The following is an 18,208-nucleotide window of genomic DNA, read 5'->3' as shown; positions in this document are numbered from 1 at the left end:
GAGGAGCGAGGCAGGCGTGGCTGGCGGCGTGTGCTGGTCAAACCGGGCGCCACAATGAAGTTCAAGGCGACGCCACTTCCTTTGAAGGCGGTCTGCACGGGCACCAAGAAGGCAAGCCAGCGGCGGACGAGGTGACCGAAACACCTCCTTCGCCGACTCACGAAGCCAAAGACCGCACACTCAGCGCGGCCTTTACGATGGCTGCTACGGAATAGGCTGGGTCACGGCACCCGCAGCGCCATGCCGTCGCGCTGCGGGTCGGCACCGCCCTCAAGGCGTCCGTCGATGTTCTGGATGCCGTGAAGGGCGGCGAAGGGGTAGCTCATCGAGCTGCGCTTGATGTCGTAGCCTCGGGCGGCGAGTTCGTCGGTAACGTCGCGGCGGATACGGTTGGAGACGTCGATCGAGTCCGAGACGGCGACGATGCGCGGGGCGGCGACGGCGTCGGACATGGACATGCCGAAGTCCAGCACGTTGGAGATGCCCTGGGCGACGGCGGGCGCGATGTAGCTGCCGCCGGGCGCGCCGATGACGATACGCGGCTGGTCGCCCTTGAAGACGATGGTGGGGGCGGAGGAGGAGGCGCGGCGCTTGCCGGGGGCGATGGAACCGGCGCGGCCGGGGCGCGGGTCGAAGCGGCTCATGGAGCCGTTGTACATAAAGCCCAGCCCCTCGGTGATGACGCCGGAGGGGCTGCCGAGGGTGTGGGTCATGGTAACGCAGTTCCCCTCGCTATCCATCACCGAGACATGGGTGGTGTCGCGCTCGGTCTTGCGTTCGAGGCGGGTGACGCGGAGGCGGCCTCCGCGGCGGATGCCTTCGGCTACGCCTGCGGTGTAGTCGCGGGAGAGAAGTTGTTCGGTCGGCACCGGGACGAAGGCGGGGTCCGACATGTTGCGGTCCTTGTCGATGGTCATGCGCTTCATGGCCTCGGTGAGGATGCGGATGTGCTCGGTGCCGGAGTGGGTGAGCGCGCCGATGTCGAAGTGCTCCAGGATGTGCAGGACCTGGAGCATGGCGAAGCCGCTGCTGGGCGGCGGGTTGGTGGCGATGCGGTGACCGCGGTACTCGCCCCAGATCGGGTCCGCCAATGAGGTGCGGTAGGCGCGGAGGTCCTCCATGGTGATGAGGCCGCCATTCGCCTTGAAGTCGGCGGCCATCTCCTCGGCCATCTCGCCGGTGTAGAAGAGTTCGGGGCCGCCAGCGGCGAGGCGTTCGAGGCTGCGGGCCATGTCGGGGTTGTGGATCGTGTCGCCGAGGCGCTTGAGGGTGCCGTCCTCGCGGAAATAGACACGGCGGCCGGTGGCAGTGAGGCGGAGCTTGTCGATCGTGTTAACCTGACCGCTGGCGGACTGGTCCTGAGACCAGAACCAATGGACATGGGGGCGGACCATCCAACCCGCTCGCGCCTGGGCGATGGCGGGGGCGAAGACGTCGCGCCACTCCATCGTGCCCCAGTTGCGGAGCGCTTCCGCGTAGCCGGCGACGTTGCCAGGGGTGCAGACGGCGAGGTGGCCGGCCTCGCTGATGCCGCCTTCGAGCAGGAAGGCGAAGCCGTCGCGGGACTGGCCGACGAGCTTAGATTCCCACATCTCGGGCGTGGCGGCGAGCGGGGCGCGGGAGAAGAATTCGAGGACCTTGTGCACGCCGCGCCTCGGCAGGAAGACCTGCATGGAGCCGAAGCCGCCGATGCCGACCATTTGCGGGTCCACCACGCCTTGGACGAGGCCGCAGGCGATGGCGGCGTCCACCGCGTTGCCGCCGCGCTCGAGGACCCGGGCGCCGGCTTCCACGGCTTCCGGCTGGGGAGCGACGATCATGCCAGGCACTGTCAGGCGCTCCGCTTCTTCTTCAGGAGGTCGGCGAGGAAGTCCTGCACGCGGTCGATGACGAGCATGCGACTATGGGCGACGCCGGGGACGAGGTCGAACCGGACCTTCACGCCGGCGGATTCGAAGGATTGCTGCAGGGCGCGGAGGCGTTCGGGGCGGGTGCGGCCGGCGTCGTTGGCGCCCTCCATCCAGTAGGTGCCGCCGGGCTTGTGGGTGATCTCCCAGGTCTCGAGGTCGGCGTCGCCGACGAGCATCTGGACGGGGATCTGTGCCAGCGCCTCGCGGTCGAACTCGATGCCGAAGACATCCTGGAGGTTGCGGATGCCGACCCACCAGTCGCGGTTCGTGTCGAGGAGCGTGACGCTGCCGGAGGCACCGATGGAGGCGGCCCAGAGCTTGCGCGGGTGGAGGATGGCGAAGCGGTGGGTGAAGTGGCCGCCGCCGGAGAAGCCGAAGAGGGCGAACCTGTCCCAGTTGCGGCCGTACTTTCTCGCGACTTCATCCACCATGCCGAGGAGGACGCGGTCGTAGCGGATGTCGCCCTCCTGCATGTACTTGTAGCCGCTGCGCGCGCCGTCCCCGAGCGGGCCGATGGGGAAGATGGGGCAGAGGATGACGCAGTCGTTCCAGCGGCCGAACTCGGCGAAGCCGTCGCGGAAGTCGAGGAAGCTCGTGCGCGAGGTGCCGTGGACGCAGACGACGAGTTCCGTGTTCGGGCCGATGCTCGGCGGAACGTAGAGGCAATATTGGAAGCGCGGGTCGATCTTCGCGGAGTAGATGGCGGTCTTGCCGGTGTCGTAGGTGGCGCGCAGCAGCCTTGCCTGGGTGTCTTCGGTGGTGCTGGACACGGGGATCAGGATTCCTTCGTGACGCCGGTGGCGAGCGTGTACTGGTCGGCGCGGGTGACGTAGCCGAGGCCCTTCTTCGCCGCCCAGACGGAGACCTCGTGGTGGAGGGGGATGAGGGCGACGTCGCGGAAGGCGATGCCGCTGGCCTCCGCCAGCAGTGCGTTGCGGGCGGTGTCGTCCATGGTGCGGAGGGCACTCTTCAGGCGGCGGTCCACCTCGGGGTTGGAGTAGCGGCCGGCGTTTGAGATGCCGAAGCCGGCGGGGCGGTCCTCGGTGGCGACGAGGGCGGCCATGGGGTTGCTGGTCTCCCCGGTGTTCACGCCCCAGGCGCCGAGAAAGAGGGACTGCTCGGTGCGCTGACTGTTCTTCCCGGCATAGGTGGACCACGGCATCACCTCGGCCCGCGTCTCGATGCCGATGCGGGTGAGCATTCCGGCCACGGCCTGCACGATCTTGGCGTCGTTGATGTAGCGGTCGTTCGGGCCGTGCAGGGTGACGCGGAAGCCGCGGGGATAGCCGGCCTCGGCAAGCAGGACCCTGGCGCGGTTGGGGTCGAAGGGGGTGGGTTCGAGGCTCTGGTCGGTGCCGGGGCCGCCCGGAGGCAGGAACTGGGTGGCAGCAACGGCTTGGCCCTCCATCACGCGCTCCACGATCGCCTGGCGGCTGATGGCCATGGAGAGGGCCTGGCGGACGCGGTGGTCCTTGAAGGGGTTGCGGTCGAGCGGCTTGCCGTCGGGGCCGGTGACGAAGGGGGAGACGTCGTTCACCTGATCGAGGCCGATATAGACGAAGCGCGAGGAGACGCCGCTGATGAGGTGCAGGCGGGGGTCGACGCGGACGCGCTCGGCATTGCCGGAGGGAACGGCCTCGATGATGTCGAGGTCGCCGGCGAGGAGGGCGGCGAGGCGGGCGGCGTCGTCGGTCGCGACGCGCAGCTCCACGCGCTCCCATGGCGTGGGGCCGCCCCACCAGGCATCGTTGCGGTCGAGGGAGATGCGGTTGCCGGGGATGTATTCGCGCAGCTTGTAGGGGCCGGTGCCGATGGCGGCGCGGCCGGCGTTGAACTCGGCGCTGGGGGCGTCGGTAAGGCGGGCCTGGATGATGCGGACGCGGCCGATCGCGTTCAGCAGGAGGGGATCGGGCCCGTGCGTCTCGACCACTAGGCTGCGGGGGTCGGGCGCGGACATGGCCTTGATGCTGCGCGTGTAGGTGCGGAAGGAGGCGGCGCTGGGGATCTCGGTCGCGCGGCGTATGGAGGCGATGGCGTCGTTGGCGGTGAAGGGGGTGCCGTCGGTGAAGCGGGTGTCGCGCAGGCGGAAGACCCATTGGGTTTCATCCTTACGCGTCCAGGACTCCGCGAGGCCGGGGACGGAGCGCGAGGCATGGTCGTTCACCGTGAGGCTGTCGAAGATGTGGGTGGCCACCGCGTTGTTTGGGGCGTTGCTGAGCAGGTGAGGGTCGAGGGTGGTGTTCGGCGCGGCCATGCCGATCCGCAACACCCCAGCACTGCCCTGCGCTTTCGCCGCCCTCAGCAATCCCGGCCCCACCCAGGAGGCTCCGAGGCTAAGAGCGAGGGTAATAAGGTCGCGCCGTTGGTTCACAATCAAACCTCCTGGCCCGACTGCCATCGAGCCAATGAAAAAAACAGTTCGATTTCGCCCTCAAAGCGCAATGGTACTCTCCGGAAGTGGAGCCGGGAAGGCGCAGGGCGGGTAGTCCCATCTCCAGCAGCCGCTGGCGGCAGGCCGTCCGAGACAGCCGGATTCCTTATGGTTTGCAGTCCACGCAAGGCAGGTGCTGGGTGAACAGCGTCCTACTGGACGACTGTTACTCTGCCCCGAGTTCGGAGCTAGAGCTAGCTCGAGACGGCGTTGAGGACGGGGCTCCCGCCGGCGACGTACTGGTCAAGAATGCTGAAGTGATCATGGCCGGGGATCACCTGCACTGCAGGGTCGCCACCGTGTCGGCGCAGATGGTGCGAGTAGCGGAAGGTTTGATCGATCCAGCGCCACGGCTCCTTCCCGCCGACGAAAAGGCTTACCTGGGCACGTGTCCTCGGCGCGGCCCGTTCATAGTCGTGGCGTGCCACGATCTCCGGCGTGAGGCGCAAGTCCTCGTTGACTGTCGTCAGCATGGCCGGAGCAGGGTCATACACGCCGCTGATCATAGTTGCGGCCCTGAGGAAGGAGGGATCCAGGCCGCGCGCGGTCCAGTCCGTCGCCAGTGCTGCCGCACAGAGATGCGCCCCGGCGGAATGGCCGGAGAGACTGATGGAGGCGGGATCCCCACCATGGGCGTCGCCATTTCGCACAGCCCACTCGATGGCGGCGAGGGCGGAGTCGACAGTGCCGTCCAGCGTGGACCCGGGGCAGAGCTCGTAATTCGGGATCACGGCCATGAAGCCGCGCTGCACCAGGGCCTGGGCGACGAAGGCGAAGCCACTCTTGTCGTTTGCCCGCCAGTATCCGCCGTGGAAGAACACGTGCATCGGCGCGCGCGGACGGGCTGCGGGGTAAATGTCCAGGCGGCGGCGAGGGTGCCCGCCGTAGGCCAGGTCGGCGGTGTGGCGCAAGTTGCCGAGAGCGGCGTCGTTCATGGGTGCCCTTCGCGCCCGGTGCGTGGCGAAGTCGGGAAAGGCGCGCTGCGGGTTGTAGTGGAATTCGTGCTCCTCGGGGTCAGCCGGGGCCGAGGGTGCGGTCGTGGTCATGGGCGGTTCGTCCTCGGGATGATTCCTGACAGGGCGGCGCCCGTCCTCTCCGGAATCCTACAGCCGGCCTCGCTCGATCGGCCAGGGGCACACTGCCCGAGCGGCGAGGTAGGCTGCCCCTGCCGGAGGACGACGTCCTGGAGGCGGCCATAGAGCTGATTGCCGACCTGCCGCTACCGGCGGATCCATGCCTCCTGTCAGCCAAGGGGAGCGCTGCGGCCGTGAAGTGGTTCTTCTGCAAGGCGCCCAGCCTGCCGTACACGGACGACCCGTGCACGATCGGCGTCGACAAGAACCCGGCCTGTTGTCCCTCATCTTTGCAACACAACTGACCAGAACCCGCTGCGGAAGAGCATCTGCTCTCGTTCTTCACGGCTCACCGACAGCTGGCAAGGTGAAGTGGAAAACCGCACCCTCGCCGGGCGTGCTTTCCGCCCAGAGGCGGCCACCATGCGCCTCCACGCAATTCCGGCAAATGGCAAGGCCCATCCCCATACCGTCCGCCTTGGTCGAGAAGAAGGGTTCGAAGATGCGCGAGAGGCCATCTGCGTCGATGCCGGGGCCACGATCCCGCACTTCCACAGATACGCCGTCATTCGTTCGGGACAGGCGAACGATCAGGTCGTGCGGCCCGGGCTGGCCGGCCATGGCCTGCGCACCGTTCAGCATCAGGTTGACCAGAACCTGCTGGATCTGGACGGGATCTGCCATCACCAGGGGCAGATCTCCTCCCGTGTCGAAGTGAACGGATGCGCCACTTGAGCGTAGATCGCGCTCGACCAGGAGGATCGCCTCCCTCGTGAGGCGCGCAAGATCGACGGGCTCGGCGCGACGGACGGCGTTGCCGATGAAGGAGCGGAGGCGGGTCACCACCTCTCGCGCGCGGATGGAATCGCGCACCACGTGGTCCAGCGCCTCGCGCGCCTCAGCAAGGTCCGGATCGGGGCGAGCCAACCATCTGCGGCACGCCTCCGCATGGCCGACTATAGCCGCGAGCGGCGAGTTTACCTCGTGCGCAATCAAGGCGGTAAGCGTGCCGGCAGTGGTGACGCGGGCGCTGCGCGCGATCTCCGCCTCGGCCTGCAGCAGCCGCGCCTGGGTCACCTTGTAGGCGGTGACGTCGACCGCGGTAACGACGATGTCGCGGAACCCCTCCATCGTGTCGGGCAGGTCAGCCGCAAAGAGGCATTCGAGGTCGCTGCCGTCGGGTCGGGTGATGTGCGCCTCCGAGCGGTAAAGAGCTTCGCCGTTGGAGATTGCGACGAGCCACTGCATGAAGGTCTGGTCCGTATCCGGCAGGATGCGGTCCAGCGGGCCGATGAATGCCTCCTTGCCTGGGGCGCCCATCATCGTCGCGGTGAAGCGGTTCACATCCTTGATCTGCACTTGCCGGCGCAGCTGACGCGCCTGGTCGGGATGGGCAGCAAAATAGGCCTGCATGTCGTGGATGCCGGCCTGTCGCAGAGACAGGATCGCCTGAGCCACGGACGACCAGTCCTCGCGCCAAAGAGAGACACCTCCGCGCTCGAACAGCGTTACGTAGTCCGCCTCGGCCTTCAGTAGGCGCGCGAGGAGCCGTCCTCCTGTGAACAGGGCGCTGGCGGCGAGAAGGGCGGCGACCGGCCCCGCCCATGCCGTGTCTTGCAGGATGGCGACGGCAGCCGCGGCACCCCCACCCAAAGCGAGCAGGAGCGGGATCGATGCTGGCCCGGCGGCCGATAGCAGCAGCGCCAGCCGTTCGCTTCGGCTGACCCGACGGGCCCAGCGCGGAAGCGGGCCAGCAGAACTCTGCGGCGCATCCTGCGCATCCGGTGCCGGCCAAAGCGAGAACACCTGCGTCATCGGCGGACCTGGTGGATACTACGCTCGTTCATCGTCTCTCTCCGCGCGGGGGAAGGTGCCTGCGGTGGGGGCTGCTGAAAGACGCTACCGGGCGGCGGCGACCCGCGTGAATGGTCCAAATTTCGTGGCACCCACGCAAGCTACCCGACCGCCCCCTCGCCAGGTTGGCCTGCGGCGTTGTAGCGATGGCGGCGGCAACCATCATCCTTCCGCCGGAGATCGCCCCCGTCCAGCCTCAGATGGCTTCCAGGCGGGGCTTGTTGAGCGTGGGGCGGTGCTGGCTGGGATCGGAGACTGCATCGTCTGCCAAACTGCCCCGGGCCGGGCGCTCGCGACGCCTTTCGGAACGCTCGACGCCACCATCATCACGCCCGACGAGCCGGCGGGTTTCGGGCGGTGGTTGCCCGAAGCCTTCCGGCGAGCGGTGCGGGAAGGCGTGTCGCGCGACGGGCGCCATCTCTACCCCGCGCCGCAAGCTGGAGGGTCGAGGCGCTGACCTCCTATCTCCGCGCTCGGCTGGAGCAGCCACCCCATCTTCCGCTTCGAAGACGTGCCGGACAGCGTCGAGGATCACCTGCTGGGCCAGCCGAGCCAGCCCTTCTTCGGGGCCACAGAAGCACGGCAGGGACCGACCTCGGCGGCGCTCGCGAAAGCATTGGCGGATCCGATGGGGAAGCGGATAAGGGCATCTCAGCCCCTTGCGGGTGAGCCGCGCCATCGGTGCTTCATGAACGGCCCCGGCCGCGGCCTTAGCCGAGTTCGACGCCGAGCCGACCGCCTGGGCGGCGATGGTTGCGCCCGCCATGCTGCGGAGAGGCGACGTGGGCAGTGAAGGGTACGATCTCCGGTGCGACCGTTGAGCAAAGCTCGGCGGCGCGGGAGGCGGGCGCGAGTATCGGCGCGCTCGAGGCCAGCACTGCCAATGCGCGCGCGGCCGCGGGCGAGAACTACTCCTCCTTCCCCCTACTGCGCCGGCGCTTGCTGGTGCTGCCGGCGCCAGGCCAGCGGCGTGCTGCCCGTCAGGCGGCGGAACACGCGGGAGAAGTGCGCCTGGTCCGCGAGCCCGCATGCCAGGGCGATGTCGCACAGGGGCGCCTGGCTCTCCAGCATCAGGGCCTTGGCCCGCTCGATGCGGCGCTCCATCACATAGCTATGCGGAGATTTGCCGAAGCTCTGCTTGAAGGCGCGGCCGAAATAGCCGCAGCTCAGCCTGACCTGGGCGGCGAGGTGCTTGTGCAGGATCTGGCGCTCGAGATTAGCCTCGACGTAGCGGACGGTGCTGACAATCTGCCACCGTGCCAGCCCGCCCGGGATGGCATTCCGGTCGGCGTTGCCCGGCCGCACCGCGTCCATCAGTTGTGTGGCGCGGGCCAAGTTGACCGCTGCCGCGCCACGGTCGCTGTCGAGCAGGTCGAGCGCATCCCGTAGGAGGCGGTGGATCGCCCCCGCCTCACCTCGCCTCCGGGAGTCCTCATGACCACCAGCCCTGATGGCATGCTGGCTAGAGATCATCGATCTGCTCCGTTGTCCGTCGGTTTCTGCTGACGGGAGAGTGAGGGAGCAGCGGGGCGATCGCCATTCAGCACAGGTTCGGGCCGGTAAGCTGTTCGGCCCGTGGAAGCTATACCTTCGTATAGGGGAACCGGGAGACGATGGGCGGCCGGCCCCCAGGTCCTGCGATCCAAGCCGCCATCACTGCCGACGCCGCAGGGCTACAGGAGCGCCGGAGGCTGGCCGCGGTGCGGCAGGCCGATAATGACCTTTCGGCGCGCGAGCGCGAAGTGATGTCGCTCATGGTCGATGGCTTGATGAACAAGCAGATTGCCGGTTGGCTGGACGTCTCGGAGCCGACCGTTAAGGGGAACCGCTTTTAAATCATGCGCAAGATGGGCGTCCGCAGCTTCGCAGACCTCGTCCGCGCCGCCGCCCTGATGGATCCGGGTCGGGGCTCCGCAGGGTGGAGCGCAGGCCAGCCGAGTTCTTGTTCCGCCAGGACCGGAATGGGACCGTCCTTCAGTCGTCGCCCGCTCCCGACGGTTCTCACGGGAGCGGCCTACCTCACTTTCCTGGACATGCCTGACAGCGTAGTGCCCCCGCCCCAATGGGGGACAGGGCGGGGGCAGGAGCCGCCTCAGCCCGGGGGAACGGGGGAGGCTGAAGATGGGCGGATCCCGACCGGCCCCGCGCACGGGCACGGCCGGCGCGGAGGCTGCGGCCATCGCGCTTGTCGGTCTTGTCCGATCCCGCCGGGATCCGCCCTGACGCCTCACGCCGAAGCGGGCAGGCGGATCAGGAAGCGGCTTCCGGAAGGACCCGTTGCGACGCATTCCAGCCACCCGTCATGCGCCTCCATGATGGATCGGCAAATGGGAAGCCCCATACCCAGGCCGGTGGACTTCGTCGTGAAAAAGGGATCGAAGATCCTGGCGAGGTCGGCAGCGGCGATTCCCGGCCCGGTATCCTCGACCGTGAACTCGACCGCGCCGGCCGCAGCGTGGTGGCTGGAGGCAATGACGATGCGGCGCGGGAGGCCGGGTCTGGCCTCGATCGCTTCCGCGGCGTTAAGGATGAGGTTGAGGAAAACCTGCTCCAACTGGACAGGATCGGCGAGGACGCTGGCATCCGGCGCACCTAGCACCTGCTCGAGCGCCACACCCTTCAGCTCAATCTCAGCCGAGACGAGGCCGGCCACCCTTCGGACCAACGCGTCCACCGCGACCTGGCGGCGCTCCGGCGCGGCCTGGCGGGCGAGCGCGCGCAGCGAGCGGACTATGTCGCTCGCCCGCTGCCCGTCATGGAGGATGTCGGCCAGCCCGGCCATGGCCTCCCCGATCTCGGGCGCCGGGCGGCTCAGCCAGCGCCCCACGGCCCCGGCTTGCGCGACGATGGTCGAGAGAGGCTGGTTGATCTCGTGCGCGATCGATGCGGCAAGCTCCCCCATGGTGGCCGCCTGGGCCGCCTGGGCCAGCTCTGTCCGGGCGCGGCGCAGGGCCGCCTCAGTTGCGCGGCGCTCTGTCACGTCAGCGAGGACACCGACGAAAACCTCCGGCTCCGCCGATCCGATCATAAGCTCCACATGCCGCGCCGCGCCGTCCGCAGCAGGGTCGAGAATGCGGAACGCGTGTGGACCGGTTACCCCACCACCCCAGGGCTGCATCATCACTGCCTCGAGGCGCGCTCTGTCCTCGGGGTGCGTGCGCGTTCGCATCTCGTCGAGCGACAGCGGGTTGCCCGAGGGGGCCGCGCCCCAGAGGTGGAACAGCCCCTCGGACCAGCTGTGCTCGTCTCTCGCGCGGTTCCAGCGGAAGCTGCCGGAGCGGCTGATGCGCTGACTGAGGGTAAGAAAGGCCTCGCTCGTCCGTAGCGCGGCGTAGAGGCGGGCATTCTCCAGCGAGATGGCCGCTTGGCTGGCGATGATCTCCAGCAGCACTTGGCGGGATCCGTCAAAGGCATGGGCGGCAACCTCGTTCTCCAGGTGCAGCACGCCGATGAGCGAGCCCTGCTTGATCAGCGGTAGCGCCAGGAGGGAGCGGGCGGGGTGGATGGCGAAGTAGCCGTCGAAGGCGTGTTCGTGCGGTCCGCGCAGATCAGGAATGGAAACCGCGATGCGGCGCTGGATTACCCCGTAAAGAATGGAGAGCGGAAGGTCGCTCACGGAGGGGCTGGTGCGGGCGAAGCGAACGGAGATGTCACCACTGCCGGGCGGACCGTCATCCACGTTGCCGAGCGCTTCCAGCACCGTGCGGCCCTCATCGATCATGACCAGGGCGGCGCGGCTTGCGCCCGCCACCGCCATCGCCTGTCCGAGCAGGCGCTCGACGAGGCGATCCGTGTCGATCTCACCCGAGAGGCTCTGCACGGCCGCCATGGCGGCGCCGAGATCCAGCCCGTCATGGCTCTGCGGGCCGTCGCGCCGTGCGGCCCGGGCGGGGGCTGGCAAAAAGGAGTGCCGGGCCGAGAGCCTTGCCATCCGTTGCACCGCGCCCCAGGCTTCGTACTGGGAATGGGCGCCGCGAAGATGGTGGCGGGCCGCGCCTTCCAGGCCGTGCGCGGCGTAGCATGCGGCGGCCCGTTCATGCGCGATGGCACGCACCTGCGGCCTGTCCGCAGCCGTGGCGGCCGCGACGGCCTCCTCGTACAGGGAGAGGGCGCGCAGCGTGGCGCCCTCAAGCCGCGCCGACTCCGCCTCCAGCAGAAGTGCCTTGTCACGGAAGTTCCCTGGGCTGAGCCCGGCCCAACCGCGCATCTTAGCAAGGTGAGGCGCGAGCCCCGCCGCATCGTCCCGAGCCGCGCGGATCAAGCCGGCAAAGAAGTGGATGCACATCACGTGGATATGCGCCGGCGTGGACCAGGCGAGCGCCCGCGCACGGTCCAGGCACTCCTCCGCCCCGTCCGGATCGTCCTCCGTGAAGGCAAGAATGCCGCGGAACATCCAGTACCAGCAGAGGAGCGGCGTCATTGCACTCCGAGGCGGCTCGGCCGGCAACGCCCCGGTCCCGCGGAGCGCGCCCACGAAGGCATGCTGCACGCCGAGGATGGCTTCCACATCCGCGAAATGGACCTGCCGCGCGAAGGCGAGCCCGCGCGCGATCTCCTCCTCCACCCGGATGAGAGGCACGCCCATCACGATGAGGTCGGAGACGATGTGGTTGCAGGCGTAGCAGGCCATGGCGCTGTCGCCGCTGTCCCTGCTCTCGGCCAGGGCGGCACGGGCGCAGCCGAGGGCGAAGTCGAACGGGCGGCTCCAGGCGCTTACCTGGTCCAGGGCGACAAGCGTGGCGCTTCGTATCTCGGCGCTTCCCGAAACCTCGGCAAGGCGCATACCCGCCTCTGCGAACTCCATCCCGCGCCCGTACTCGCCGAACCGGTGAGCGAGGGCGACGCCGAACCAGGCAATGCCCTGTGCCGAAGCGGGCGCGATCCCGTGCAGGACAGTGAGCCGCACCTGCTCGCAAAGCAGCACGAACATCAGCGCGTCATCGACGAAGTTGGCCGGAATCACGAGGCTTGCGAGCAGGTCCATCCCCTCCTGCAGGAGCGGATCGGTCATGGGTGGCAGATCGGGCAGTGAGGCCGGGCCTCGCGCGCCCAGCGTGGCACGCAGACAGCTGTAGGCAGCCTCGGTCTCGGGAACGCCGTGGCAGGCCGGGAGCCTTATGCCGAGCAGCGGCAGCGCCTCGGCTCCTGCCCGGATTGCGCCCGCGAAGTCTGAACGCAGGCTTCGCAGCCGGATGTCGAGACGGAGCGCGGCGAGGTGCTCCACCTCTCCCTTCGCTTCCTGCCGGAGGCGCGCGATCTCCACGGCGGCTTCCGGAAAGCGGCCTTCAAGGATCAGGCATTCTGCCTGCGATCGCATCCCAACCGAGTCCGATGGCAGGGCTCGCGAGGCGATGCCCCTGCGGGACACGGCGGGCACGGCGCCGTCCCCTGCCGCCTCGCCCGGCTCGAACGGCTCGATAGCCCCCCTCTCCTCCCAGGCCGAGAGGCAGCACCGCAAGTCGCGCTCCAGCGCGGAGGCGGAGGGATAGCGCCGTCCGGGCTCCTTCTCGATCAGCTTCAGCAGGATCGCGTCCAGCATCGCCGGCACTCCGGTGCGGAAGCGGCCGGGCGGGGGCGGCCGTCTCGCGGCGTGGGCGTGAATCCAGCTCAGCGGGTCCTGCGCCTCGAAGGGAAGGCGACCGGCCAGCAGCGCGTAGAGGGTCATGCCAAGCGCGTAGAGGTCGCTGCGGGCGCCGCTGGAGGGATCGGTCCGCCGCGCGCGCTCGGGCGGGGTGAAGGCCGGGTTGCCGAACCCGCTCTCGCCCGTCAGGAAGACTTCACCTTCCGCGAGTGTCAGGCCGAACCCGGCCAGCCGGACCACGCCGTCCGTCCCCTCGAACAGGCTGGCCGGCGTGAGGTCGCGATGGAGCAGCCCGGATGCATGGGCCTGGCCCAGCGCATGGGCCGTGCTGGCCGCAAGGCGGAGGAAGCCGGCGATGTCGCGCACCGCCCCATCCGGCGGTGGCCCACCCCCGTCGTCGCGCTGGATGAGGACCGGCCCGTCCAGGGTCGGAATCAGGTGCAGCGGCAGCACGGCCCAGTCGGGGGAGAGCACGTGTCGCAGCGCGAAGGCGCGGCGGAGCCGGGTTGCCGCAGTGGACTCCTCCGACACCATGGCTCGGGAGATCAGCCAGCTCCGGCCATCCTTCGGGCAGCGGGCGCGAAGGGTTTCGACCAATCCATCGGTCGCCAGGGGCTCGGTCGTGAGGGCCGCGAGCCACTTGGCATCGGGCGAGCGGTCCGTCGGCGTATCGGGCGTCGAGGGCAGCAGGTCCGTCCTCATGGGTCGTCCGCCTTCATCGCCTCCGCGAGCCGTGTGACGAGGAGGTTGGGGTCGCAGGGCTTCTCGAGGAAGAAGCGCGCCCCGCCGCTGATGGCGCGTTGTTGGATGCGCTCGTCGGGGTAGGCGGTGATCAGAATCACCGGCAGCTCGGCGCGGCGGGACCGCACCGCCTGAAGCAGGTCGAAGCCGGACAGCTTCGGCATCTGAATGTCGGAGACAACGCAGTCGAAGGGTGAAAGATCCTCCGCCAGGAATGCGTCCGCCGAGGCGTATGCCCTGGCCCTGAGCCCGGCGGACCGCGCGAGGCTTGTCAGCGCCACCCTGACGCTGTCGTCGTCATCCACGATGGCAATGAGGTGATCTCGCAAGCCGTCCGACCTTCCCGGGACCCCGCACGGGCACGACGGTCCGGTTCAGCTATACCGCGTCGGACCTCGACACGACACTATACGAAAGATCAGGCCTTATCTCCCTGTCCTGCCCTGCCGATTTCGCGCACCGGGCCGCTGACGATGTGCGGATCGTTCAAATCCGTCGATGCCTGACAAGAGGGCTACTACGCCAGCGCCTAGCCTCCGTCCTGTCCGAGCGAGAGCCCCGCGCGTCGTGGTGCCCGGGCACGGCAGGAGAAGCGGCATGGATGACAGATCACCCGCCGGCGCGGCTGCCCGCCGTGGCCTGGTCCTGGGCAGCATCGGCGCCGCGGCTCTCCCGACCCTTCCTGCCGGCGCGCAGACCGCGACGGCGCATCACACCCAACAGCTTCTGGAGCATCGCAGCATGTCCACCTTCACTACGCGGGACGGCACCTCGATCTACTACAAGGATTGGGGCAGCGGCACGCCAATCGTATTCAGCCACGGCTGGCCGCTGAGCAGCGATGCCTGGGAGGCGCAGATGATGCATCTCTCCTCCAACGGATTCCGCTGCATCGCCCATGACCGGCGCGGCCACGGGCGTTCTTCCCAGCCCTTTTCGGGCAACGACATGGACACCTACGCGGACGACCTCTACGCGCTGATGGAGCACCTCGACCTGCGCGGCGCGATGATGGTTGGCCATTCAACGGGCGGCGGCGAAGTGCTGCATGTGGCAGGGCGCCACGGCACATCCCGCATCACCAAGCTCGTGCTTGTCAGCGCGGTCGCGCCCCTCCTGGTGAAGAACGAGGCGAGCCCGGAGGGCGTGCCGCTGGAGGCGCTGGACGGGTTGCGCGCCAGCATGCTGAAGGACCGGTCCCAGCTTTTCCAGGATTTCACCACGGTGTTCTTCGGCGCGAACCGCTCTGGCGCCCAGGTGACGCAAGGCATGCGCGACAGCTTCTGGCTGCAGGGCATGATGGGCGGGCTGAAGAACGAGTACGACTGCATCAGGGCGTTCTCCGAGACGGACCTGACGGAGGACTTGAAAAAGCTGACCATCCCCGTGCTGGTCCTGCACGGCGATGACGACCAGGTGGTGCCGATCGCGGCCACCGGCATGCGCTCCGCGAAGCTTGCGCCACGGGCGACCCTGAAGGTCTATCCGGGTGTCGCCCACGCGCTGCCCGATACGGCGCGCGACCAGCTGAACGCCGACCTGCTCGCCTTCGCCAGGTCCTGAACGGGAAGGGCGCCCGTAGCGGCGCCCCGCGCCTCAATTGCGCGCATGCAATCCTCGTATTGCGGTCGCCGTCATGGCCTTGCGCCCGTTTCGCCGCAATCATCGCACCACACCAGCCACGATAGGGATGGCCGATATGCCCACCGCAACCCCAAGCCCTGGCAAGCTCCTGCTGAACCCTTCCGACCACACGCTCATCCTGATCGACTTCCAATCGCAGATGGCTTTCGCGACCAAGTCGATCGATCCGGTCACGCTGCGGAACAACGCAGCCCTCGTTTCCGCCGCTGCCGCCGGCTTCGGCGTCTCCACCATCCTTACAACGGTAGCCGAGAAGTCCTTCTCCGGTCCGATGTTCGAGGAGGTCACCGCGCCCTTCCCGAACCAGGCTCTGCTTGACCGCACCTCCATGAACACCTGGGAGGATGCGGCGGTGATCGAGGAGGTGAACCGCATCGGCAAGCACCGCATCGTGCTGGCCGGGCTCTGGACGGGCGTATGCATCGTCGGCCCGGCGCTTTCCGCGCTGGACCAGGGCTTCGAGGTCTACTTCATCGCCGATGCCTGCGGCGACGTCTCGACCGAGGCGCATGAGCGCGCGGTGGAGCGCATGATCCAGGCCGGCGCGCGGCCGATGACCGCGCTGCAATACCTACTGGAGCTGCAGCGTGACTGGGCCCGCACAGGAACCTACGACATGACCACCGGGATCGCGAAGAAGTACGGCGGTGGCTACGGCCTGGGCATCATCTACGCCAAGACGATGTTCAACGCCCACGAGGGCTGAGACGGCAACCGTGCGCCGGGACACAGCGCCCGGCGCCCCTCGGAAGTAGCGATGAAGCCCTACCTGCTATCCCTCGGCGCCGGCCTGCTCGTGGGCGCGGTGTACAGCCTGATGGGCGTCCGCTCTCCGGCACCGCCAGTGATCGCGCTGGTGGGCCTGCTCGGCATCCTGCTGGGCGAGCAGGTCGTGCCGGTGGCTCGGCGCCTGCTGGAAGGGCATTCCCCTTCCGCAGCGGTCTCGCAGGCCGGCTGCGCCCGGCACCTCTTCGGCCGGCTGCCCGGCCACGACGCCATCGCAAGGGACCACACGTGATGCCGAATCTCTCCCGCCGCAGCATCGCGGGCGGCCTGACCGCCTTTGGCCTGTCCACCCTTGAACGGAGCCCCGCCATGGCCGCATCCGCGCCCGACCTGATCCTGCACAACGGCGAGATCACCACGCTGGACCGGAGCAATCCGGCCCCGCAGGCTGTGGCGGTCACGAATGGCCGCTTCTCGGCAGTGGGTGACAGCGCGGCGATCCTGCCGACGGCAGGGCCTGGCACACGGGTGATCGACCTGAAGGGGCGGCGGCTTATTCCAGGGCTGATCGACAACCACCTGCACGTCATTCGCGGTGGCCTGAACTTCAACATGGAGCTGCGCTGGGACGGCGTGCGCAGCCTCGCCACCGCGATGGAGATGCTGCGCAAGCAGGTGGCTATCACGCCACCACCGCAATGGGTTCGCATCGTCGGCGGCTTCACCGAGCACCAGTTCGAGGAGAAGCGCCTGCCGACGCTGGAGGAGATCAACGCGCTCGCGCCCGACACGCCGGTCTTCATTCTCCATCTTTACGACCGCGCGCTGCTGAACGGCGCGGCGCTGCGGGCAGCGGGCTATACGAAGGACACGCCGAACCCGCCGGGCGGCGAGATCCAGCGCGCCCCGGACGGCACGCCGACCGGCCTGCTGCTGGCCAAGCCCAGCGCCACCGTTCTCTACGCCACGCTGGCCAAGGGACCGACGCTACCCTTCGACTACCAGCTGAACTCCACCCGCCACTTCCTGCGGGACCTGAACCGCCTGGGGGTGACGGGCGCGATAGACGCGGGCGGCGGCTACCAGAACTACCCGGACGATTACAAGGTGATCCAGAAGCTGGCCGAGGACGGCGAGCTGACGGTGCGCATCGCCTACAACCTGTTCACCCAGAAGCCGAAGCAGGAGAAGGAGGACTTCCTCCGCTGGACGGGCAGCGCGAAGTACCAGCAGGGCGACGACTATTTCCGCCTGAACGGCGCCGGCGAGATGCTCGTCTTCTCCGCCGCTGATTTCGAGGATTTCCGGGTAGAGCGGCCGGAGATGCCGCCAGAGATGGAGCCGGAGCTGGAGGCGGTGGTCCGTATCCTCATCCAGAACCGCTGGCCGTGGCGGCTGCATGCCACCTACGACCAGACCATCTCCCGCGCGCTCGACGTGTTCGAGAAGGTGAACGCCGAGATGCCCATCGGCGACCTGCACTGGATCTTCGACCACGCCGAGACCGTCACCGAACGCAACCTGGAGCGCATCGCCCGCCTGGGCGGCGGCGTGGCCGTGCAGCACCGCATGGCCTACCAGGGCGAGTACTTCGTGGAGCGCTACGGTGCCCGGGCGGCAGAGGCAACGCCACCGGTGGCGAAGATGCTGGAGATGGGTGTGAAGGTCTCCGCCGGCACGGACGCCACCAGGGTTTCATCCTACAATCCCTGGGTCGCTCTCTATTGGCTCACCCAGGGCAAGACCCTCGGCGGCCTTCGCATCACGCCGGAGCGCAACACGCTGGACCGCGAGACGGCGCTGCGGATGATGACAGAGAAGGTCACCTGGTTCTCGAACGAGGAGGGCAAGAAGGGCCGGATCGCGGAGGGCCAGCTTGCGGACCTCGCGGTGCTCGACCGGGACTACTTCAAGGTGCCAGGGAATGAGATTCAGGACGTCACCTCCATCCTTACCATCGTCGGCGGCAAGGTGGTGCACGGGGCAGGGGACTTTGCCTCCTTCGCGCCCGCCCTGCCGCCGGCCATGCCGGACTGGTCACCCGTGCGCCACTTCGGCGGCTACCAGAACCGCCGGGCGGAGAAGCCCGGGGCGGCCGGCGCCTTCGCCCGTGCCGTCGCCCGCTGCTGCGATGCTGCCTGCGGCGTGCATGGGCACGACCACGCCCGTGCCTGGGCAGCCTCCGGTCCGGCGGGCAACGACCAAGGGTTCTGGGGCGCCCTCGGCTGCTCCTGCTGGACCTTCTGAG

Annotated in this window: 13 protein-coding genes; 5 read left to right on the top strand and 8 right to left on the bottom strand. The window is 68.4% G+C overall.

Annotation, left to right across the window (positions count from 1 at the left end):
• Positions 1–221 precede the first annotated feature (221 nt).
• The 6 genes from ggt to BO39_RS23065 all read right to left on the bottom strand — a co-directional run bounded on the left by ggt (position 222) and on the right by BO39_RS23065 (position 8,741).
• Entirely contained in the window at positions 222–1,820 is a 1,599-nt protein-coding gene (gene ggt / locus BO39_RS23090) for a gamma-glutamyltransferase (protein WP_245615353.1), read from the bottom strand.
• An 11-nt stretch (positions 1,821–1,831) separates the two neighbouring features.
• On the bottom strand, positions 1,832–2,680 hold the full coding sequence (locus BO39_RS23085; protein WP_043837980.1) for an alpha/beta hydrolase: 849 nt from the start codon (positions 2,678–2,680) through the stop codon (positions 1,832–1,834).
• Between the two features lie 5 nt (positions 2,681–2,685).
• Positions 2,686–4,281 (bottom strand): ABC transporter substrate-binding protein, encoded by a 1,596-nt coding sequence (locus BO39_RS23080; protein WP_245615351.1) that lies wholly within the window; start codon positions 4,279–4,281, stop codon positions 2,686–2,688.
• Positions 4,282–4,535: 254 nt separating this feature from the next.
• Positions 4,536–5,387 (bottom strand): alpha/beta hydrolase, encoded by an 852-nt coding sequence (locus BO39_RS23075; protein ID WP_052402502.1) that lies wholly within the window; start codon positions 5,385–5,387, stop codon positions 4,536–4,538.
• Between the two features lie 369 nt (positions 5,388–5,756).
• On the bottom strand, positions 5,757–7,229 hold the full coding sequence (locus tag BO39_RS23070) for a sensor histidine kinase (RefSeq protein ID WP_052402501.1): 1,473 nt from the start codon (positions 7,227–7,229) through the stop codon (positions 5,757–5,759).
• Between the two features lie 963 nt (positions 7,230–8,192).
• Positions 8,193–8,741: a helix-turn-helix transcriptional regulator gene (locus tag BO39_RS23065; RefSeq protein ID WP_052402500.1), complete on the bottom strand. Its 549-nt coding sequence runs from the start codon at positions 8,739–8,741 to the stop codon at positions 8,193–8,195.
• 140 nt (positions 8,742–8,881) lie between these two features.
• Between BO39_RS23065 and BO39_RS23060 the strand changes: the two genes are divergently transcribed.
• Complete coding sequence (locus BO39_RS23060) at positions 8,882–9,103, top strand: LuxR C-terminal-related transcriptional regulator (RefSeq protein WP_052402499.1); 222 nt, start codon at positions 8,882–8,884, stop codon at positions 9,101–9,103.
• 392 nt (positions 9,104–9,495) lie between these two features.
• Here BO39_RS23060 and BO39_RS23055 read toward each other — a convergent pair whose 3' ends face one another.
• Both BO39_RS23055 and BO39_RS23050 read right to left on the bottom strand, forming a co-directional pair.
• Positions 9,496–13,551, bottom strand: coding sequence for an ATP-binding sensor histidine kinase (locus tag BO39_RS23055; protein WP_043837978.1), 4,056 nt, complete (start codon positions 13,549–13,551; stop codon positions 9,496–9,498).
• Positions 13,548–13,919, bottom strand: a complete 372-nt coding sequence (locus BO39_RS23050; protein WP_043837976.1) for a response regulator transcription factor — start codon at positions 13,917–13,919, stop codon at positions 13,548–13,550. Before BO39_RS23050 ends, BO39_RS23055 begins: the two co-directional genes overlap by 4 nt.
• Before the next feature lie 268 nt (positions 13,920–14,187).
• Between BO39_RS23050 and BO39_RS23045 the strand changes: the two genes are divergently transcribed.
• From BO39_RS23045 to BO39_RS23030, 4 genes are all read left to right on the top strand, one after another.
• The gene (locus tag BO39_RS23045) at positions 14,188–15,153 is read left to right on the top strand and encodes an alpha/beta fold hydrolase (protein ID WP_478212682.1); all 966 of its coding nucleotides are present in this window, start codon (positions 14,188–14,190) and stop codon (positions 15,151–15,153) included.
• A 136-nt stretch (positions 15,154–15,289) separates the two neighbouring features.
• On the top strand, positions 15,290–15,940 hold the full coding sequence (locus tag BO39_RS23040; protein ID WP_156963836.1) for a hydrolase: 651 nt from the start codon (positions 15,290–15,292) through the stop codon (positions 15,938–15,940).
• A 51-nt stretch (positions 15,941–15,991) separates the two neighbouring features.
• On the top strand, positions 15,992–16,252 hold the full coding sequence (locus tag BO39_RS23035) for a DUF1427 family protein (protein ID WP_043837972.1): 261 nt from the start codon (positions 15,992–15,994) through the stop codon (positions 16,250–16,252).
• Positions 16,252–18,207 (top strand): amidohydrolase, encoded by a 1,956-nt coding sequence (locus BO39_RS23030; protein ID WP_084698405.1) that lies wholly within the window; start codon positions 16,252–16,254, stop codon positions 18,205–18,207. Before BO39_RS23035 ends, BO39_RS23030 begins: the two co-directional genes overlap by 1 nt.
• Position 18,208 lies beyond the last annotated feature (1 nt).

The organism is Roseomonas aerilata DSM 19363, assembly GCF_000711725.1.
Classification (GTDB): Bacteria; Pseudomonadota; Alphaproteobacteria; order Acetobacterales; family Acetobacteraceae; genus Roseomonas; species Roseomonas aerilata.
This window is presented reverse-complemented; position numbering and strand designations above follow the sequence as displayed.

Coding starts and splice junctions, on each gene's coding strand:
- BO39_RS23040 (WP_156963836.1), top strand. CDS start 15,290: ATGCCCACCGCAACCCCAAGCCCTGGCAAGCTCCTGCTGAACCCTTCC.
- BO39_RS23060 (WP_052402499.1), top strand. CDS start 8,882: ATGGGCGGCCGGCCCCCAGGTCCTGCGATCCAAGCCGCCATCACTGCC.
- BO39_RS23045 (WP_478212682.1), top strand. CDS start 14,188: ATGGATGACAGATCACCCGCCGGCGCGGCTGCCCGCCGTGGCCTGGTC.
- BO39_RS23055 (WP_043837978.1), bottom strand. CDS start 13,551: ATGAGGACGGACCTGCTGCCCTCGACGCCCGATACGCCGACGGACCGC.
- BO39_RS23030 (WP_084698405.1), top strand. CDS start 16,252: ATGCCGAATCTCTCCCGCCGCAGCATCGCGGGCGGCCTGACCGCCTTT.
- BO39_RS23065 (WP_052402500.1), bottom strand. CDS start 8,741: ATGATCTCTAGCCAGCATGCCATCAGGGCTGGTGGTCATGAGGACTCC.
- BO39_RS23075 (WP_052402502.1), bottom strand. CDS start 5,387: ATGACCACGACCGCACCCTCGGCCCCGGCTGACCCCGAGGAGCACGAA.
- BO39_RS23070 (WP_052402501.1), bottom strand. CDS start 7,229: ATGACGCAGGTGTTCTCGCTTTGGCCGGCACCGGATGCGCAGGATGCG.
- BO39_RS23035 (WP_043837972.1), top strand. CDS start 15,992: ATGAAGCCCTACCTGCTATCCCTCGGCGCCGGCCTGCTCGTGGGCGCG.
- ggt (WP_245615353.1), bottom strand. CDS start 1,820: ATGATCGTCGCTCCCCAGCCGGAAGCCGTGGAAGCCGGCGCCCGGGTC.